This window comes from Acetobacter sp. UBA5411, from assembly GCF_002409645.1.
Taxonomy (GTDB): Bacteria; Pseudomonadota; Alphaproteobacteria; order Acetobacterales; family Acetobacteraceae; genus Acetobacter.
In genome coordinates this window covers 15,547-33,236 of sequence record NZ_DHNR01000026.1, presented here as the reverse complement: position 1 = coordinate 33,236, position 17,690 = coordinate 15,547, and the positions used below count along the sequence as shown (strand labels likewise).

The following is a 17,690-nucleotide window of genomic DNA, read 5'->3' as shown; positions in this document are numbered from 1 at the left end:
TTTTAATGGATCGCCTTCTTAAATTGAGGCGAGACTACAAATAAACACGCCCGCGTTCTCCGCTCTTCGGAGCGGGTTCCGTGGACGAGTTGTCCGAATTTTCTCCAACAATGGAGGGTGAGATGAAGGTTTATGGCCTGACGACAAACGACGCGCACAATATCTCCCATCGTGAACAGGCAGCGGCGCAGCTTCCCGCGTTTCAGGAAACTGTTCGACGTATGGGGGAATGTGACGATCTGAACAACGAGTTTTCTGACCAGATCGCATCAATGATTCTGGAACTGGGCGACATGGCCGACGACATGCAGCGTTCGGCAAATCGCATTGCGGCGGATGATCGGGAGTTCATGCTGGAGGCGCATCTGGCGCATGCAGACGCGACGTTCGAGCAGACTGGATGGGTGTTGTGATGCAGATCGTTAAGCCGGGGATCTATGACATTCCTGAATCAGTCTACCATTCTGATCCTGTGATTGAGCCCAGCCTGTCGAACAGTATTGCGCGGATTATACTCGATCAGAGCCCTAAGCATGCACGGTTCGCTCATGTGCGGCTCAACCCCAATCAGCAACCAAAGGAAATCACGGCTGCGATGGATAAGGGCTCGGCTATCCATCAGCTAATTCTTGGGAAGGGCGCTCCTATTCAGGAGATAAAATTCAGCGATTACAAAAAGGCCGCCGCGAAAGAAGAGCGTAATGCTTGCCGCGACGCAGGCGTCATCCCTCTCCTGTCGAAAGATTTCGATATCGCTCACGCTTGTAGCACTGCGGTTCTCTCTGAGATGCGAGAACGCGAGGAGTGCAAAGAGTTTTTCGCGCCTGGAAAATCAGAGCAAGTCATGGTCTGGCGAGACCGGGACATTTGGTGCCGAGCGATGGTTGACCGGATGCCTGACGATCCACGTTCGCCTTTATTCGACCTCAAGGGAACGATGATGAGCGCCAACCCAACCGAATGGGACCGCCGCATGGTTCGAGCCTATCGAACTCAGGACCGTTTCTATGCTGACGGAGCGCGCCGTCTCCGTGGGAATGACCCAGCACCCATGCGGTTCATTGTTTTTGAAATGGTCGAACCATTCGCTGTGTCTGTCATGACGCCCGGCAGAACTCTGCAGCACATCGCCCAGGATGACGTTCAGCGCGCTGTCGATATTTGGGGGCGATGCATGAAAAGCGGCGTTTGGCCCGGATATCCGCACATGGCCACCATTGAAGCCCCGAACTGGCTGATACGCGAAACAGAAGAGCGCGAAATGCGCGATGAGATGATCGAGGAATTTGTCTGATGGTTTTCACAATTCGCCCTGCCGTTCGTGAGAAGATCGGTCTTCTGTTCGGAATTGCTGGTGCCTCTGGATCCGGGAAGACCTTTTCGGCCTTGACGCTTGCTGAGGGCATCAAAGGACAGAATGGAAAAATTGCTGTCATCGACACAGAAGCTGGCCGCGCTCTGCATTATGCCCCTATGCCCGGAGCAAAAGCCGACCCAGCCAGCGGCACGTTCGATTTCATGCACTTAGATTTCCCGCCCCCGTTCACACCGGAACGATACGTTGAAGCCATCAAAGCCGCTGAAGAAGCCGGGGCCACTGTGATCGTCATCGACAGCATGTCGCATGAGTGGGATGGCGAAGGTGGCTGCTCAGACATGGCTGAACAGGCCGCAATTGCGGCAGCCACAGACCGCAACGGCGTCGTGCAGGCGTGGAAAGTCGATGCAATGACCGCTCCAAGCTGGAAAAAGCCTAAGCAGCTCCACAAGCGCATGATGGCAAAGTTAATCCAGTGCCGGACACATCTGATTTTCTGTCTGCGTGCTCAGGAAAAGATCAAGTTTGAGAAGGTGAAAGACGAAAGAACGGGCCGAGAGAGGAATGAAATTCGCCAGATGGGTTTCATGCCTGTCTGCGAAAAATCCTTCATGTTTGAGTTGTCTGGTTCAATGACGATGCACCCAGAAACACCCGGCGAGCCTCGCTATGACATGCAGCGCAAACTAAATCATGATCTGCAGGCCATCTTTCCTGCCGGTCAGAAAATCACAGTTGATACAGGGGAGCGTCTACGCGCTTGGGCCGAGACCGGCGCAGATCGACCACCTGCCGACACAGATGCCGACGCAACAGACGATCTGATCGCAGCAATACAGGATGCGCCTACGCTGGAAGCGCTGCAGCGGATTACTTCCTCTCCCAAAACAAAGCAGTGGAGAAAGCATCTGTCTGAAAACCGCCCGGATCTCAGTGACCGGGTTGATGCTTCTGTTAATGCCGCGCTCGAAATTTTCGAACGGGAAGATGAGGGAGCAGCCGCATGACCGAGCGCCAAGACCCTTTCTCCCCGCCCCCGGAAACACCCGAGACGTTCGTGATCCGAACACCGCTCACCGAGGCGCAGGAAACTGCGCTGACGGACTGGATCATGCGTGTTGGGCGCGGTGACAACGTGACGTTTATAGATCTGCTGCGTGCTGTTGGCGTGCGGGCGCAGAGCAGTGCGCTGGTTATAGGGTACGCCTGCCCGCGGGATTTTTACCCTGAGAAAAAACTAGTGGGGGCATCAATTACATTTAATCCCTACTATGATTATTTCCCCATCATCCGTGAGTCCGACCACCTAGCCGTGCTCGCAGAGAAAGACGCTGAGGCGCAGAGGTTGCGGGAGGCTCTTCTCTCAATAGAGACTTACGGTAGCGATACGCTCTCTGGTCAAGCAAAGACAACCATGTCTGAACAGTCATGGCTCAAGATCGGGGTGAAAGAGCTTCGTGATCGCGCGAGAAAAGCCCTCAAAGGAGCCGCATCATGACCCCGACACCAGAAATGATCGAGGCGGCGGCACGGGCAATATGCACTCGGCAGGGATTCAAGCCGGACAGGATTTGCGCTCTGTCGGGAGCGCCACAATGGAAGACGTTTTCGAGAGATGCAGAGGAAGCACTCAAAGCCGCCTTCGCCGCTATGTGGCGGCCGATTAGTGAACATGACGGAACCACAACGCATGTTCTTGGAATGGATAAGAAAGGGAATGTTTGCTCCATGTGGTATTTCGCGCCCTCGTCACAGACGCGGAATTGGTGGCGTGTTGGCGGCAAGCGGCAAGAGGAATGTTTCCCTGTGTATTTCTGCGCACATCCATCTATTCACGGGGACCGCAAGTAATGGCCCGGACGAGAGAAGAGCAGATCGCTGATATTGTAAGCTGTCTGCGGTTTGATAATTCAGGGTTTGCACCCCAAACGCTCGCGTATATTGCTGAGAAATTTATTGAGGAAGCCGAGGATCGTATCAGACGCGGCCCAGTAACAACTGTAGACACGCAAGTTCTAACAGCCGCGCGAGAGATGACGAAGGAGCAGAAAAAACTTCCAGAATGGGTATGGCTAAATCCGGATACAGGATTGATGTCCCTAGGACGCTGGCCTCGTGTTTCTGGTAATCATCATGCTCCATATATCAGGGCAGACTTAGCCCTCGAAGCTGAACAGCGCGGCTACGAACGGGCGCAGGCTGAGTGTGCGGAAGATACGAAGCGGTTGGAGTGGTTGGAAAACATTGCGGTGAATACGGAGGATGTAGAAATTCACTGCTCAATGAACACATCCGGAGAAACATCGTTCGGCGTATGCGGAACTGGCAATTACGAAGAAACACTCCGCTCCGCCATCGACGCCGCCATGAAGGAGGACGGGCAGTGAATTACTTTAAATACTGGACACAGGATATAAGGAAAGATGGTGTTCCATATCCGAAATTTGCTGAGTGGTTTGGGCACGATGAAATCGGCATGAGGGATGCAAAAGAAATTTGCCGACGTAATAGTATAGAGCTTCGTTATTGGACTGATGATATGCCCCCGGAGATGGTGGAGGAAAACGAGGCACTGGAAGTTAAGCACCTTGAACGGATTGGGCGTCCCCCGTGGCACGGGACCGATAGATGGAAGATGATAGGCGCATTCGACACTGAGGACGGCGAAATCTGCCTGATGTACGCCAGACCACTGGAGAACACGGATGCCTGACGAAGTGAAGCTGCCTGAGCCAAAATGGCAATCTCTTTATATGAATACGGCAGAGGCGTTCTCCTCTGACCAACTCCGCGCATACGGCGAGGCGTGCCGGAAGGATGAGCGGGAGAATATCCTGCAAACGCTGAAAGAAACGCGAATTCCTGATTTCTCCATGCCTGAGCAGTGGTTCAATGACGGTGTTGATGCCGCAATCTCTGCCATCCGTGCGAGGTCCAGGCCATGAACGCCTACGACCAAATAATCCTCATCCGCGAATTATTGGACGATAGCTGGCGCGTGTCGGACAATAGAGCGGTTCCGCGTTCTGAACGGATATTCGAAGAAATGCAGAGGCGAGGTCTCGTTATTAAAAAGGAGAGCGCCGATGAGTGAGACGATCACGCCGCGTTTACTTCGCTCAACAGAGGCCGCTAGGTATCTGAGCATATCAGAGGCTCTATTCCACACGCGCGTTGCTGATGCTGTGGTTTCCATACGCATCGGCTCACGGCGTGTGTGGGACAGACATCAGCTAGACCAGTGGATCGACCGGCAGCAAGGGCTTCTGTCGGCCACCTCATCGCCAGCAGATCGTAATCCTCTGGACGAGTTGCTTGGTACCTGATGGATGGTTGCGGTCAGAATCAAGTATGTGCAACGTCATCGTGGACGTGATGGCGTTCTGCGCTTCTATTTTCGTCACCCTAAACTGCCTCGCCTTAAGCTGCCGCCGCTTGATGATGACGCATTCTGGCCAGCATACCATGCGGCCATTGCTCAAGCTGAACCTGAGAGACCGAAAGAGATCAGGGGCGTCGGAACGTTTGCCCGTCTTTGCGAGGACTGGATGAAAACGAACGCCTTTCTTTCGCTAAGAGAGCCGACGCAACGCGGATACAGAAACGTTCTTATCCGCATGATGAGCGAACCGTTCGCGTCTCAACCAGTTAAAGATTTCGAGCCGAAGCACATCAGAGCGATTCTTTCCCGATTTGCTGATCGTCCAGCGGCAGGAAACAGATGGCTGCGGATGTTCGGTCTTGTTTTTCGACTCGCCGTTGAATCTGACATGCGTGCCACGGACCCGACGACGGGCGTGCGACGCCTGAAAGAAAAAGCCGACGGAGCAAGGGCGTGGACAGAAGAAGAGGTGGCTCAATTTCAAGCGTGCTGGCCACTCGGTAGTCGGGCGCGAACCGCGTTCTCTCTTATGCTTCACACGGGACAGAGGCGCTCTGATGTAGTTCGGATGGGGCCAGCAAGCATCAGGGCTGGGATGATAGAAGTAACGCAGCAGAAGACCGGGACGCGACTCATGATCCCTATTCTCCCCGGCCTTGCGGAAAGCCTCGCGTCGGTAGGGAATGTCGGGGCTTATTTCCTTGAGGTGAAATGGGGCCAGAAACCATCTTCCGATTCGCTCGGAAACTTGATGCGCGACTGGGTTTCTGCTGCCGGTCTGCCGGATGACCTATCGGCGCATGGGCTGAGAAAGGCCTCAGCAAGACGATTGGCTGAGGCAGGATGCACAACTCACCAGATCGCTGCCGTGACGGGTCATAAGAACCTGTCTGAAGTCGCCAGATACACCCGCGCCGTCGATCAAAAACGACTGGCTCAACAGGCAATGGATCTTTTGGAGGCTGTAAAACCAAAATAACCAAAGTGTAAAACTTGGGTGGTTTTTGGCGGTTTTCTGCGGTTTTCTGAGGGCATTGGAGGTCCGGGCGGGAATCGAACCCACATTCGCGGATTTGCAGTCCGCTACATCACCATTCTGCCACCGGACCTCATCGGTGCCAGCGCTATATCTCTCACGTCTCGCGGCGGGTCAAGTCCTGTCTGTCATTCCCCTGCCATCATGTCCGCTCAACCCATTGTCAGCACAGTTGATGCTACAACTGGTTGACGAAGGGCTCTGGCTGGGTTTTCTCATTATTGTATGATGATCCTGGAACGGCTGCGTTTCCACGGAGACCACACAGACTGAAACGGAACACCGCCATCATGACCTATGCCGCAGATCAGGCCCCGACCTCCGTGATGGCTCCTTACTTCCCGGATACCAGCGCCTCGGCTTTCGACGATGCCCGACAGCGGATGGTCGATGATCAGGTGCGTCCGCTGGAAGTCAATGATCCGCGCATCGTCACGGCCATGCGGGCGCTTCCCCGTGAATATGCCGTTCCGGAAAATGAGCAGGAATTCGCCTATTCCGACCTCACGCTTCCACTCGGAAATGGTCGTTATCTGCTGCAATCGATGGTGACCGCACGACTGGTGCAGATGGCGGCCATTCAGGCTGGCCAGCGCGTGCTCGTGGTCGGAGCCGCTACGGGATATACGGCAGCCCTTATCGCCATGCTCGGCGCAGAGGTAACTGCCCTTGAAGAAGATGCCTCCCTGCTGGCCATCGGCACGGCATTTACGATGCGTGCGTCTGTCGACGTATCCTGGAAGCGGGCCTCCCTTGCCGGTGGCGCGCCCGAAAGCTCACCTTTCGATCTGATCTTTTTTGACGGCGCCATCGAGGAAATCCCCCGTTTCTGCAGCACCCAACTGACAGAAAACGGTCGTGTGGCTGGCATACTGCGTCCAGATGACGGAACATCTTCAGCGTTTCTGGCTGAAGCTGAAAAAGGTGAAGGATGGTCCATCCGTCGCTTTTTCGATTCTGAAGCGCCTGTGCTTCCCGCCTTTACGCGCCCGGCGGCCTTTGCTTTCTGAGAAGAGGTAATCCTTTTGCCGAGATAAATTGCGGTGTGGCAATCTGCTGTTAAGTAGAATAGTGGAAAATCCGACATCAGCGTGGCATAAGCTCTCAACTCCGGTCGAGTGTGCGGAGCAGGTATCAAAGAGAGAAGTTACATGAAACATTCCTGCCACTTGGGTTTGGGACTGGCAGGTCTACTGTGCAGCTCGACAGCCATGGCCCAGAAATATGATGGCAGCGGCGAGCCCAGTTTCATTCCTCACACGCTGGAGGAAGCTCTTTCTGTTGCCTACCTGACCAACCCGACACTTCAGCAGGAACGTGCGACACTGCGGGCGACGGACGAAAACGTCCCAACCGCACTTGCTGGCTGGCATCCCACCATCAAGGGACAGTTCAATCCCAGCTACTATAAGGGCAGCAACAACTACGATGGTGACTCCGCGGACGGCATCCGCGGCTATCAGCGTAAATACAGCACGTTCGGCTTCGCCGCGAACGTATCAGCCACCGAACCGATCTACACCGGTGGCAAAACGACGGCCCAGACCCATCAGGCCGTCAACAAGGTCATGGCCGAACGAGCGAAGCTGATCTCCACGGAGCAGCAGGTCTTCATGAGCGTTGTGAACGCTTATGTCGGCGTGATTGAAGACGAACAGCTTCTCCAGTTGAACATCAACAACGAACGCGTGCTTGAGCAGCAGCTCAAGGCCACAAACGAACGTTTCCGCGTTGGTGAAATTACGCGTACCGACGTGGCGCAGGCTGAATCAGCTTATGCCAGCGCAAAGGCGACCCGCCAGCAGTCCGAGGGAACACTTCAGACCGCGCAGGCCACCTATATGCAGGTCGTGGGAATGGCCCCTCCCCCAAACCTGGTTCCCCCGCAGCCACTCGTGCTTCCGGTCAAATCGGAAAATCAGGCTGTGGCCATGGCTGTGAAGAACAACCCGGACGTCATTACCGCGCTCTTCACAGAATCCGCACAGAAAGACGCCGTGTCGGTCGCGATGGCTGCTCTGATGCCGACTGTTGCCGCCTCTGTCGCTTATATGCGTCAGGTCAACCAGCAGCTTGGTGGTAAGACAAAGGACGATAAATACGCCACGCTCGATGTGACCGTGCCTATCTATCAGGGTGGTTCAGAATATTCGGAAGTCCGGCAGGCCAAACAGCAGGCTCAGGCCTCCAGTCGTGCAGTTGACGTGCAGCGCCGAACCGCTGCGCAGGCTGCCGCGTCAAACTGGCAGCGACTGGTGTCTTACAAAGCTGCTATCGAGAGCAATCACGCGGCCATCAAGGCCGGCATGATCGCACTTGATGGTGTGGAAAGACAGGCCATTGTAGGAACAAGCACCACTCTTGAAGTGCTGCAGCAGCAGAGCACCCTGCTTCAGGCGCAGGTGGCGCTTGTTCAGAGCCTGAGCAACATGGTCACGTCCTCTTACAACGTCGCTCAGGCGATTGGTCGTCTGACAGCTCTTGATCTACATCTCAACGTACCGCTTTATAATGAGAAAGCTTACTATGACGCGGTTAAGGATCGTTTGTGGGGGCTGAATGATTATGCGTTGGATCAGCCCGGACGATAAGCGCGGCGTGGAAAGGTTTTTGAATGACAGAGAATAACGACACGCAGCCGGAAAACGGTTCCATCAACACTGTTCTGAGTTCCATCCGTCGCATTCTGCAAGAAGGAAAAGAGGCTCACGCAGCATCCCAGCAGGCTGCTGCGCCTGAGGAGCACGCACCTGCTCCGGCGGAACCGAAAGCTGAGGAACCCGTTGCTCCACCGGCACCGCCCGCGCAGGACGACGATGACAGTGTTCTTGTGCTCGACTCCTCCATGTTTGTGGAAGAGGAAAAGCCGGAAGCGCACGAGCACGCAGAACAGCATGAGCCGGCAGCGCCTGTAGAGGCTCATACTCCAGCTCCGCCGCCAGAAGCTGAGCACAAACCGGAGCCACAGCCCGAGCCGGAACAACCTGCACCAGAGCCGCCTGCCCCCGTGGCTGAAGCGCCTGCGCCTGCAGAACCAGAGCCCGCTGCTGCTCCCCCGCCATCTCCTGCACCTGAACTGGAAACCGTTTCCGCTCAGCCTGCAGAGACACATGACTCGGTAACGGCAGAAACCGAATCTCATGTTCCCACCCTGCCAACACCAGTACCTGTAGTCCCCCCCTTGTCTCAACCAGCGCTCCTGGTGGAGAATGTCGAGACACAACAGGCTAGGACCAGAATGAGCGAGAACAGAACTCCGGCGGAAAACGCCGCCGGCTATTCCGACTCTGATGCACCGGAGCCCGTACAGATCGCTCTGGACAAGCAGACTGTCGGTGCTACGGAACATTCTTTCGGCGCGCTTCAGCAGATGCTCCGCCGCAAACAATCTTATGAACACAAGGAGAGACGAGTGGCTATCACGCGTGGTGGAAACCTGACCATTGAAGACATCGTTCGCGATGAAGTGCGCGCATTCCTGAAGGAATGGCTTGACCAGCACCTGTCCGGCATCGTGCAGCAGGCTGTTCAGAAAGAGATCGAGCGTCTTAGCGACCGCTGATCACTCTGATCCCGGTCCGACCGACTGGCAACAGTTCGGAACGGCTGGTCAGAGACCCGCTCAAAGCGGTATGAGGAAACGCAGCGCACATAAGCGCTGCGTTTCTTTTTGTTCAAACACCTTCCATCTGGTTAGAGGCGATGCTCAGCAAAACGTTTCAGGCGAACGACACCGAAGCCCAGCTCTACGAAACCTGGGAAACTGAGGGACGGTTCGCTGCCGATCCGAACAGCAAGGCCACGCCTTTCACCATCATGATCCCGCCGCCCAACGTCACCGGCACGCTCCATATGGGGCATGCACTGACCATGACGTTGCAGGACACGCTCATCCGCTGGAAACGTATGCAGGGGCGCGACACGCTCTGGCAGCCGGGCACGGACCACGCGGGCATTGCGACCCAGCTTGTTGTTGAGCGTCAGTTGGCAGGCGAAAACACTACGCGGCAGGAGCTTGGCCGCGAAGAGTTCCTCAATCGTGTGTGGAAATGGAAAGGTGAATCGGGCAGCGGCATCACCCGCCAGCTTCGTCGCCTCGGCTCGTCCCTCGACTGGTCGCGCGAGCGCTTCACCATGGATGACGGGCTGTCCAAGGCTGTCAAGGAAGTCTTCGTCACGCTGTATCGTGAGAAGCTGATCTATCGTGACCGTCGCCTCGTCAACTGGGACCCACATTTCCGGACCGCCATCTCGGACCTTGAGGTCGAGAACAAGGAAGTGCGTGGCAATCTCTGGCACATCCGCTATCCGGTTGCGGACTCTGAGGGTGAATCCATTGTGGTCGCCACGACCCGTCCGGAAACCATGCTGGGCGATACGGCTGTTGCCGTGCACCCCGAGGACGAGCGTTACAAGGCTCTGGTCGGACGTTTCGTTGTCCTGCCGCTAACCGGTCGCCGCATTCCCATCGTCGCCGACACCTATTCCGATCCGGAAAAAGGCACGGGCGCGGTCAAGATCACCCCGGCGCATGACTTCAACGACTTTGAAGTCGGCAAGCGTCATGACCTTCCGATGCTGACAGTGCTGGACGAAGGCGCTGCCGTCACACTCGCGGAAATCGAGGACGATCTTCACACCGTTGAAGGTTTGGCCGATCCTGCTTTCGTGCGCGGTCTGGAAGGCAAGTCCCGCGAGGATGCCCGCAAAGCCATTGTCGCCGAGTTGGAGGCGCTGGGTTATCTCGTCGAGATCGAGCCGCACACCAATCAGGTGCCGCACGCCGAGCGTGGTGGCGCCGTGGTCGAGCCGCGCCTGACGACACAGTGGTATTGCGATGCCGCTACCCTCGCCGGTCCGGCCATTGAAGCTGTCGAAAAAGGCGATGTCACCTTTGTGCCGCGTCAGTGGGAGAACACGTTCTTCGCCTGGATGCGGGACATTCAGCCTTGGTGCATTTCCCGCCAGCTCTGGTGGGGGCATCGTATCCCGGCCTGGTATGGCCCGGATGGCACTGTTTTTGTCGGGTATGACGACGCCGACGCGAAGCAGCAGGCGAAAGCCCATTACGGGGAAAACGTCGAACTGACGCAGGATGAAGACGTGCTGGACACGTGGTTCTCCTCCGCGCTGTGGCCGTTCTCCACCCTCGGCTGGCCTGAAAAGACACCGGATCTGGCCCGCTATTATCCGACCGATGTGCTTGTCACCGGCTTTGACATCATCTTTTTCTGGGTCGCCCGGATGATGATGATGGGCCTGCACTTCATGAAGGATGTGCCGTTCCGCACGGTCTTCATTCATGGTCTGGTGCGCGACGAGCGCGGTCAGAAAATGTCGAAGAGCAAGGGCAACGGCATCGACCCGCTGGAGTTGCTCGACCAGTACGGCGCGGATGCGGTCCGTTTCACCATCTGCGCGTTGACCGGCGTGGGACGTGATCTGAAGTTTGGTCCGAAGCGCGTGGAAGACCACCGGGCGTTTGTAACCAAGCTGTGGAATGCCTCGCGCTTCTGCGAAATGAACGGCGTGAAGCCGGTTGAGGGCTTCGATCCTTCGACCGTGCAGAGTCCGCTCGGGCGCTGGATCATCTTCGAAGCGTCCAAGGCCATCAGCGAGGCGACCAGCGCGCTCGAAGCCTATCGTTTCGATGAATATGCCGGTGCGTGCTACCGCTTTGTCTGGAACCGTTTCTGTGACTGGTATCTGGAACTGACCAAGCCGCTGTTCGCAGGCGACACAACGCCGGAAGCCGACGAACTGCGCGCTGTCACGGCGTGGGTGCTGGAGACGATCCTGCGTCTGCTTCAGCCGATCATGCCGTTTGTCACCGACACGCTCTGGCACGAGTTCGGCTATGGCCCGCGTGGCGAACTCATGGGCGCGACATGGCCGGTTCCTGTGACCGTGCCGGGCGCTGAGGCTGCCGTTGAGGAAATCGACTGGCTGACGCGCTTTATTTCCGAAATCCGCACTGTGCGTTCGGAAATGAATGTGCCCCCTTCCCGTCTGTCGCCTGTGCTGCTGAAGGACGCGTCGGCCACCACGCAAGATCGCGCCACACGCTGGAAGGAAACGATCGGTCGTATGGCCCGTGTTTCCGAAATCGGCGTTCTGGACGGCGATGTTCCGAAAGGCTCGGCTCAGGCGGTGCTTGATGAAGCGACGCTGGTTCTGCCGCTTGCCGATATCATTGATCTGGATGCTGAACGCGCCCGGCTGGCGAAGGAACTGACCAAGGCGGAAGGTGAAATCGAAAAGACCGAGCGCAAGCTGGGCAATGCCGACTTCATCGCCCGTGGTAGGCCGGAGGTTGTCGAGGAAACCCGCGAGCGTCTGGTGACACAGCAGGGTGACCGGGATCGTCTGAAAGCAGCACTCGCCCGTCTGGGGTGAGTGCTGAGGTTTTCAAACAGATAAAAATTTTTGGGTGCCGCCTTTTTTCAAAAAGGCGGTGTTCTTTGAAGCTTTTTGAAAAAAGCTTCACCAAAAACTTCTTATGGTTAAGATCATGGCGTTGTGGGGAAATAGTTTTGCGGGTTTCCCCTTAAGTGTGGGTGGCGGGGAAACCCTGTCACCCATATGTGGTTAAAGGTAAGAGAAACCTTCACAGAATGAACTGACAGGACGCGCCATGAGTGAAACTGCGATACTCGGCGGAGGATGCTTCTGGTGCGTGGAGGCTGTGCTGGTCTCCATCAATGGTGTCCTGAGCGTGCAGTCCGGCTATGCGGGCGGCAAGACCGAAAATCCAACCTATAAAGAAGTCTGTTCCGGCCTCACCGGTCATGCCGAAGTCGTGGAAGTTATCTTTGATCCGGCAGTGATCTCTTATGCCCAGCTTTTGCGGATCTTCTTCACACTGCATGATCCGACCATGCTGAACCGGCGGGGCAATGACAGAGGCACCCAATATCGGTCGGTTATTTTCTGGACCAGCGAAAAACAGCGTGAAACGGCGGAAGCCGTCAAGCAGGAAATCGAACAGTCGGGTTTGTGGAATACGCCGCTGGTCACGCAAATCGAACCACTGACCAAATTCTGGCCTGCGGAAGCCGAGCATGATGACTATTTCAGGCGCAATCCTGACAATGGATATTGTCAGGTTGTTATTGCGCCGAAAGTGCTAAAGATGCGAAAAGTTTTTGCGGTTTTTATGAAATAATTAGATAAAATATAAAAATAATAACCATTTTTATAAAATTTTCTTTTCAAAATTATTGATAAAGATTTCACATAAATCACTCCTACTTGGATGGTAGTGTATTAATTTTCTGCTATATTAAGGGACCTTACCGGAATGATCGGTCTAGAAAGAGGAACAGATGAATTTAAGTGCGCACTTTGCTGTGAATACACGACTAACGCGAATTCTAGGCGAGACATATCGTTCCAGCGAAGCAGCCTTAAAAGAACTCATCGATAATGCTTGGGATGCAGACGCCACCAATGTATGGGTTACACTTCCCGACCCAGTAACAAACGACCCTGTTATCGTTAAAGATGACGGAACAGGAATGACGAAGTCTGAAATACGCAGTGAATACCTCAACATTGCAAGTGATAAAAGAACACGACGAGGTGACCTTACTTCTCAATACAAGCGAAAGATAAAAGGCCGCAAAGGGATCGGCAAGTTCGCTGGTTTGATGATTGCAAGTCACATGAAAGTAGTCACTGTCGCACGCGACAATCAATGCACTGTAATTATTGACAAGAAAGACCTCATAGAAAATCAAAATGATCTAGAGTCAGTCCCTCTACCGTTTATAGAAAATGCTGCTGCTGGATCTCCTACCGGAACGACCGTCCTGTTGTCGGACCTCGATAACCGACTAAACTTTCCTACTCCAGACCGACTTCGAGAGATTCTTATTTATGATTATGGTCGTGAAGATACCTTCAAAGTATTCGTAAACGAAATCTGTCTCTCCGTTCAGGACGTTCCTGGAACAACGATTCAAACGACTGTTAAATTGCCATTAACAGGCGACACTGATCTACACTTTACTATTGCCGATGGGAAACGACCTTTACGATCACCGGGCATCATCTTGAAAGTAAATGGCAAAGCAATTGGACGACCAATGCTGTTTGGCCTTGAAGATGATGAAGAAATACCAAAAAAACTACTAAGGCGAGTCTATGGAGAAATTGAAGTAACTGGAGTTGAAGATTTTGTAACCGCCGACTGGAGTAACATCCTCGAAAATAGCAAATCTTTTCAAGAAATCAAACTGTATGTTAACGAAGAAATTAAAGCGGCTCTAAAAGAATTTCATTCTAAAGAAGTGAATCTTCAAAAAGCACGACTACAAAAGCAGATTCATCAACGGCTCCAAAGGTTACCTCAATACCGTCGTCAATACGCTGAAGAAGCCCTTAACCGAATTCTTAAGCGATTTTATGATGAAAGCCACGATCGCGTTGCTACGATTGTCGACGTGACTTTGGATGCCATGGAATGTGACCCCTACTGGGTAGTGCTTGACCACATAAAAGCATCAAGTAAGTCAGATGTTGGCTCGTTTGCGACATCCTTGGAAGAATTCGGGCTCGTAGAACTCGCAACTATTGGTCATCAAGCCTCACAACGGCGGCAATTCCTCGATTTTTTTGACCAACTCATCCAGAATCCAGATACTCTTGAAAAAGATGCGCACAAAGCGCTCGAAACCAACCTATGGATACTCGGCCGTTAGTATTCTATGATGTCTTCAAATATAACGCTACGCAAAATGATTGAAACCTACACAGACAAATCGTTCACGGGCAGTCGAGTTGCGAAACGCCCAGATTTATTGCTTTCGCAGGATTATGGCGATACTTACCTACTCATTGAATTTAAACGGCCATCACATAATATCACTCGTGACGATATCGCGCAGGCTGAGAAATATCGTGACGACTTGTCGTCACGCCTATCATCGAACGCCAAGATGGACATCATGATGATCGGTAAAGGACGAGTAGAAACGCTTAATACAAATCATCTTTCTACATCACTCACGATTCACTCCTATGTCAGCATTGTATCTTCGGCGCGACGAGAACTCGACTGGCTAATTGCCTCGCTTTCCCAAAGATGGAAATAAGAACTTCAGAAAAATAAAAAAAATAATGTGATTTTATAAATTAAAGAAAATCCCTCTACGACACCACATCCTGACTAACATCCACCCACCCCGCATCCACCAGTTCCGCCAGCCGCGCCGGTGTCAGCCGCACAGAACTCGTGAGTGAGCCTGCGGCCGGATAGACCTCATCAAACGCTTTCAGTGAGATGTCACAATAGACTTTCATCGGCTGCGGCAGACCGAACGGACACACGCCGCCGACGGGGTGGCTGGTCAGTTCCAGAACCTCCTCGGCGGGGAGCATTCTGGGGCGTGCGCCAAAGGCGGCCTTGGTCTTGCGGTTATCAAGCCTTGCATCTCCGGCCATGACGACGAGAACCCGCTCATCGCCCACCTTGATGGCCAGTGTCTTGGCGATCTGACCTTCCTTCACGCCCAGCGCCTGCGCCGCCAGAGGGACGGTCGCCGTGCTTGCGCCCTGATCGATGATCTCCACGTCGGGTGCGTTGGCGGCGAAAAAGGCTTTAACGGATTCAAGACTCATACTTCATGCCTCTGACAACGGGGTTCCCGAAACAACGGGAACCCTTCTTCAATCATGATGATGCAGACATGGCTTCCAGCAGCCGTGCGATCGCCTCCGCACCGGGGTCCGGCACGTCGTTCATCTGGCTTTCCGGCACGTAGGACGCCCGCCCTGCCTGAGCCTTGCCCATCTTTCTGGTGGCGTCGGCTCCTTTGCGGGCTGCCGTTGCCGCATCCCTGAGCGAGCCGCCTTCAGCCAGCGCTTTCAGAGCCGGATCAATCGCGTCGATCATGGTCCGGTCACCCGATTTTGCGCCCCCCAGTGTCTGCATGGCCTCCAGTCCTTCCTGTAGCGCCACGGCCCATGATGACGTGCTGCGGCCTGCTGTCGAGAACAGAACCGACAGAAGAGCCCCGCTGGAACCGCCAGTGTGACGTGTCAGCACGCGCCCGATGGTACTGAACAGCGCGTGCGGGTCAGCGAGAGGCAGGCGGTCCAGCGCGTTGAGGATTTCTTTTGCGGCTTCGGCAAAGGTCGAGCCTGCGTCGCCGTCGCCGATCTTGGCGTCGAGCGCATTGAGGCTGTCCGCATTTGCGATCAGCGCCTCGGCTCCGATGCGCATCAGGGCTTCCAGTTGCGGGTTGGACGACGGCGCGGTCTCGAAGGTTTTCGGGAGCGCGGGCATCTTGCGGAGAGCGGGCTTGCCGAAAGTCGCGACGCCGGGCCATGCGGGCGGCTCGACGGATGCCTTCAGCGCCTCCGCAATGTCGTCAGTCAGTTCGATGACGGTCAGCGAAAAGCCGTTCATATCCAGAGCCGTCATAACAGGCGCTGGCCCGATGATGAGTTCGACCTGTTGCGCGAGGGGTGTTTTCGCAAAGGCTTCGAGCAGCAGCGTCATTTCGACCGGTGGTACGCTGCCGAGCATGTTGAGCAGCAGAGCGTATTTCTTTTCACCACCTGAAAGCGCCTTCTGAAGCGCGGCGGACGCCTGCTCCATGAGACTGTCCGCCTTGGCGACATCGATCTGCTGGGCACCGGGTTCGCCGTGAATGCCAAGGCCGAGTTCGGCCTGACCTTTTTCCAACCGGGTTTTATGCGCGGTGTCGTAGGCGTTGCAGTCCGTCAGGGAGAGACCGATCGACGCAATTTTCTCCGCAGCTTCCCGCGCCTTGCGGGCCACAACATCCAGAGGCTCGCCCTGCGAGGCTGCATGACCGGCAATCTTCTGGACCAGCACGGTTCCGGCCAATCCACGGGGATAACGACTGCCGGGCAGCGCGATGTCGTCGCCCACAATCACCGTTTCGACGGGGATACCCATATCGCGGGCCTGCTCGGCGGCCAGCGTGAAGTTGAGGCGGTCGCCGGTGTAGCTTTTGATGACCAGCAGGCATCCGGCTTTTCCGGAGACGGCCAGAATCGCAGCGAGCACGGCATCGACGCCGGGGGATGCGAACACGGAGCCACAGACAGCCGCGTCCAGCATGCCATCCCCGACAAATCCCGCGTGGGCTGGTTCGTGGCCGGAACCACCGCCGGAAATGATCGCCACATGCTCCGGATTCCGCTCCTTGCGCAGGACAACCTTGATCTCGGGATAGCCGTCGAGGCGACAGAGGTGCTGCCCCATGGAAGAACGCAACAGGCCGTCAAGCGATTCCGTCACCAGAGTTTCACGGGAGTTGAAGAAGCGCTTCATCGGCACAGTCTCTTTCTTTTTGTCTGTTTCTCTCATGCCCGCCTGTCCGCCCGGAGACAAGAAACGGCACCGCGAGCTGCCATTCCCGCAACGCACGACGGTCCCCTCCGGCTCCTTTCTTTCCGTTCCGGCTTCATCACTGTATGGTGCCCGCCCCTGCATATAAGCGGAGCTTGTTAAGTCCCATGGACCCGGCGTCCCCTCGCCCTACCGGCAAACCCCTGTCGTTTCAGGATCTGATCCTGACCCTCCATCGCTTCTGGTCGGCCCAAGGGTGCGCCATCCTTCAGCCCTACGACATCGAGGTCGGTGCGGGCACGCTCTCCCCGCACACCACGCTGCGGGCGCTGGGCGACACACCGTGGAAGGCAGCCTATGTGCAGCCGTCCCGCCGCCCCTCCGACGGGCGTTATGGCGAGAACCCCAACCGGCTCCAGCACTATTACCAGTATCAGGTGCTGCTGAAGCCGACGCCGGAAGAGAGCCAGCAGCTTCTGCTCGAGAGCTATCGCGCCATCGGGATCGACCCGGATCTGCATGACATCCGTTTTGTCGAGGATGACTGGGAGAACCCGACCATCGGTGCATGGGGTCTCGGCTGGGAAGTCTGGTGTGACGGCATGGAGGTGACGCAGTTCACCTACTTCCA

19 protein-coding genes and 1 tRNA gene are annotated in these 17,690 nt (G+C 55.4%); 17 read left to right on the top strand and 3 right to left on the bottom strand.

Annotated features, from left to right (window positions below; genetic code table 11):
* Positions 1-80 precede the first annotated feature (80 nt).
* From B3759_RS07810 to B3759_RS07770, 9 genes are all read left to right on the top strand, one after another.
* A complete protein-coding gene (locus tag B3759_RS07810; RefSeq protein WP_291365279.1) occupies positions 81-413 on the top strand; it encodes a hypothetical protein in 333 nt (110 codons plus the stop codon).
* Positions 401-1,294, top strand: a complete 894-nt coding sequence (locus B3759_RS07805) for a PD-(D/E)XK nuclease-like domain-containing protein (RefSeq protein ID WP_291365277.1) — start codon at positions 401-403, stop codon at positions 1,292-1,294. The genes B3759_RS07810 and B3759_RS07805 overlap by 13 nt, the downstream gene beginning before the upstream one ends.
* Positions 1,294-2,325, top strand: coding sequence for an AAA family ATPase (locus B3759_RS07800; RefSeq protein ID WP_291365275.1), 1,032 nt, complete (start codon positions 1,294-1,296; stop codon positions 2,323-2,325). Before B3759_RS07805 ends, B3759_RS07800 begins: the two co-directional genes overlap by 1 nt.
* Positions 2,322-2,816, top strand: a complete 495-nt coding sequence (locus B3759_RS07795; RefSeq protein ID WP_291365273.1) for a hypothetical protein — start codon at positions 2,322-2,324, stop codon at positions 2,814-2,816. Before B3759_RS07800 ends, B3759_RS07795 begins: the two co-directional genes overlap by 4 nt.
* 352 nt (positions 2,817-3,168) lie before the next feature.
* The gene (locus B3759_RS07790) at positions 3,169-3,705 is read left to right on the top strand and encodes a hypothetical protein (protein WP_291365271.1); all 537 of its coding nucleotides are present in this window, start codon (positions 3,169-3,171) and stop codon (positions 3,703-3,705) included.
* Entirely contained in the window at positions 3,702-4,031 is a 330-nt protein-coding gene (locus B3759_RS07785) for a hypothetical protein (protein WP_291365269.1), read from the top strand. Before B3759_RS07790 ends, B3759_RS07785 begins: the two co-directional genes overlap by 4 nt.
* Entirely contained in the window at positions 4,024-4,263 is a 240-nt protein-coding gene (locus B3759_RS07780) for a hypothetical protein (RefSeq protein ID WP_291365267.1), read from the top strand. Before B3759_RS07785 ends, B3759_RS07780 begins: the two co-directional genes overlap by 8 nt.
* A 141-nt stretch (positions 4,264-4,404) precedes the next feature.
* On the top strand, positions 4,405-4,644 hold the full coding sequence (locus tag B3759_RS07775; protein ID WP_291365265.1) for a helix-turn-helix transcriptional regulator: 240 nt from the start codon (positions 4,405-4,407) through the stop codon (positions 4,642-4,644).
* Between the two features lie 3 nt (positions 4,645-4,647).
* Entirely contained in the window at positions 4,648-5,679 is a 1,032-nt protein-coding gene (locus B3759_RS07770; protein ID WP_291365263.1) for a tyrosine-type recombinase/integrase, read from the top strand.
* A gap of 56 nt (positions 5,680-5,735) precedes the next feature.
* Here the strand turns inward: B3759_RS07770 and B3759_RS07765 are convergent.
* Positions 5,736-5,809: transfer RNA gene (locus B3759_RS07765), tRNA-Cys, on the bottom strand.
* A 217-nt stretch (positions 5,810-6,026) separates the two neighbouring features.
* On the opposite strand from B3759_RS07765, the gene B3759_RS07760 reads away from it, so the two are divergent.
* The 7 genes from B3759_RS07760 (at position 6,027) to B3759_RS07730 (ending at position 14,831) form a co-directional block, all read left to right on the top strand.
* Positions 6,027-6,746, top strand: a complete 720-nt coding sequence (locus tag B3759_RS07760) for a protein-L-isoaspartate O-methyltransferase family protein (protein WP_291365261.1) — start codon at positions 6,027-6,029, stop codon at positions 6,744-6,746.
* A 141-nt stretch (positions 6,747-6,887) separates the two neighbouring features.
* A complete protein-coding gene (locus tag B3759_RS07755) occupies positions 6,888-8,327 on the top strand; it encodes a TolC family outer membrane protein (protein WP_291365259.1) in 1,440 nt (479 codons plus the stop codon).
* A 23-nt stretch (positions 8,328-8,350) separates the two neighbouring features.
* Positions 8,351-9,298 carry a DUF2497 domain-containing protein gene (locus tag B3759_RS07750; RefSeq protein ID WP_291365257.1) on the top strand — a complete coding sequence of 316 codons (948 nt, stop codon included), beginning with the start codon at positions 8,351-8,353 and terminating at the stop codon, positions 9,296-9,298.
* A 140-nt stretch (positions 9,299-9,438) separates the two neighbouring features.
* Positions 9,439-12,132 (top strand): valine--tRNA ligase, encoded by a 2,694-nt coding sequence (locus tag B3759_RS07745; protein WP_291365255.1) that lies wholly within the window; start codon positions 9,439-9,441, stop codon positions 12,130-12,132.
* A gap of 238 nt (positions 12,133-12,370) precedes the next feature.
* The gene (gene msrA / locus B3759_RS07740; RefSeq protein ID WP_291365253.1) at positions 12,371-12,901 is read left to right on the top strand and encodes a peptide-methionine (S)-S-oxide reductase MsrA; all 531 of its coding nucleotides are present in this window, start codon (positions 12,371-12,373) and stop codon (positions 12,899-12,901) included.
* A gap of 160 nt (positions 12,902-13,061) precedes the next feature.
* A complete protein-coding gene (locus B3759_RS07735) occupies positions 13,062-14,438 on the top strand; it encodes an ATP-binding protein (protein ID WP_291365251.1) in 1,377 nt (458 codons plus the stop codon).
* Between the two features lie 36 nt (positions 14,439-14,474).
* A complete protein-coding gene (locus tag B3759_RS07730) occupies positions 14,475-14,831 on the top strand; it encodes a hypothetical protein (RefSeq protein WP_291365249.1) in 357 nt (118 codons plus the stop codon).
* A gap of 55 nt (positions 14,832-14,886) precedes the next feature.
* Here B3759_RS07730 and B3759_RS07725 read toward each other — a convergent pair whose 3' ends face one another.
* On the bottom strand, positions 14,887-15,357 hold the full coding sequence (locus B3759_RS07725; protein WP_291365246.1) for a YbaK/EbsC family protein: 471 nt from the start codon (positions 15,355-15,357) through the stop codon (positions 14,887-14,889).
* A 52-nt stretch (positions 15,358-15,409) separates the two neighbouring features.
* A complete protein-coding gene (locus B3759_RS07720; protein ID WP_291365244.1) occupies positions 15,410-17,077 on the bottom strand; it encodes a dihydroxyacetone kinase subunit DhaK in 1,668 nt (555 codons plus the stop codon).
* Positions 17,078-17,226: 149 nt separating this feature from the next.
* On the opposite strand from B3759_RS07720, the gene B3759_RS07715 reads away from it, so the two are divergent.
* A partial coding sequence (locus tag B3759_RS07715) for a glycine--tRNA ligase subunit alpha (protein WP_291365243.1) occupies positions 17,227-17,690 on the top strand: 464 nt, incomplete at its 3' end.

What these genes read in the sequence shown, in the direction of transcription:
- B3759_RS07750 (WP_291365257.1), top strand. Translation starts at nt 8,351, where the DNA reads ATGACAGAGAATAACGACACGCAGCCGGAAAACGGTTCCATCAACACT.
- B3759_RS07730 (WP_291365249.1), top strand. Translation starts at nt 14,475, where the DNA reads ATGATTGAAACCTACACAGACAAATCGTTCACGGGCAGTCGAGTTGCG.
- B3759_RS07735 (WP_291365251.1), top strand. Translation starts at nt 13,062, where the DNA reads ATGAATTTAAGTGCGCACTTTGCTGTGAATACACGACTAACGCGAATT.
- B3759_RS07800 (WP_291365275.1), top strand. Translation starts at nt 1,294, where the DNA reads ATGGTTTTCACAATTCGCCCTGCCGTTCGTGAGAAGATCGGTCTTCTG.
- B3759_RS07790 (WP_291365271.1), top strand. Translation starts at nt 3,169, where the DNA reads ATGGCCCGGACGAGAGAAGAGCAGATCGCTGATATTGTAAGCTGTCTG.
- B3759_RS07775 (WP_291365265.1), top strand. Translation starts at nt 4,405, where the DNA reads ATGAGTGAGACGATCACGCCGCGTTTACTTCGCTCAACAGAGGCCGCT.
- B3759_RS07795 (WP_291365273.1), top strand. Translation starts at nt 2,322, where the DNA reads ATGACCGAGCGCCAAGACCCTTTCTCCCCGCCCCCGGAAACACCCGAG.
- B3759_RS07770 (WP_291365263.1), top strand. Translation starts at nt 4,648, where the DNA reads ATGGTTGCGGTCAGAATCAAGTATGTGCAACGTCATCGTGGACGTGAT.
- B3759_RS07725 (WP_291365246.1), bottom strand. Translation starts at nt 15,357, where the DNA reads ATGAGTCTTGAATCCGTTAAAGCCTTTTTCGCCGCCAACGCACCCGAC.
- B3759_RS07720 (WP_291365244.1), bottom strand. Translation starts at nt 17,077, where the DNA reads ATGAGAGAAACAGACAAAAAGAAAGAGACTGTGCCGATGAAGCGCTTC.
- B3759_RS07780 (WP_291365267.1), top strand. Translation starts at nt 4,024, where the DNA reads ATGCCTGACGAAGTGAAGCTGCCTGAGCCAAAATGGCAATCTCTTTAT.
- B3759_RS07755 (WP_291365259.1), top strand. Translation starts at nt 6,888, where the DNA reads ATGAAACATTCCTGCCACTTGGGTTTGGGACTGGCAGGTCTACTGTGC.
- B3759_RS07760 (WP_291365261.1), top strand. Translation starts at nt 6,027, where the DNA reads ATGACCTATGCCGCAGATCAGGCCCCGACCTCCGTGATGGCTCCTTAC.
- msrA (WP_291365253.1), top strand. Translation starts at nt 12,371, where the DNA reads ATGAGTGAAACTGCGATACTCGGCGGAGGATGCTTCTGGTGCGTGGAG.
- B3759_RS07805 (WP_291365277.1), top strand. Translation starts at nt 401, where the DNA reads ATGGGTGTTGTGATGCAGATCGTTAAGCCGGGGATCTATGACATTCCT.
- B3759_RS07745 (WP_291365255.1), top strand. Translation starts at nt 9,439, where the DNA reads ATGCTCAGCAAAACGTTTCAGGCGAACGACACCGAAGCCCAGCTCTAC.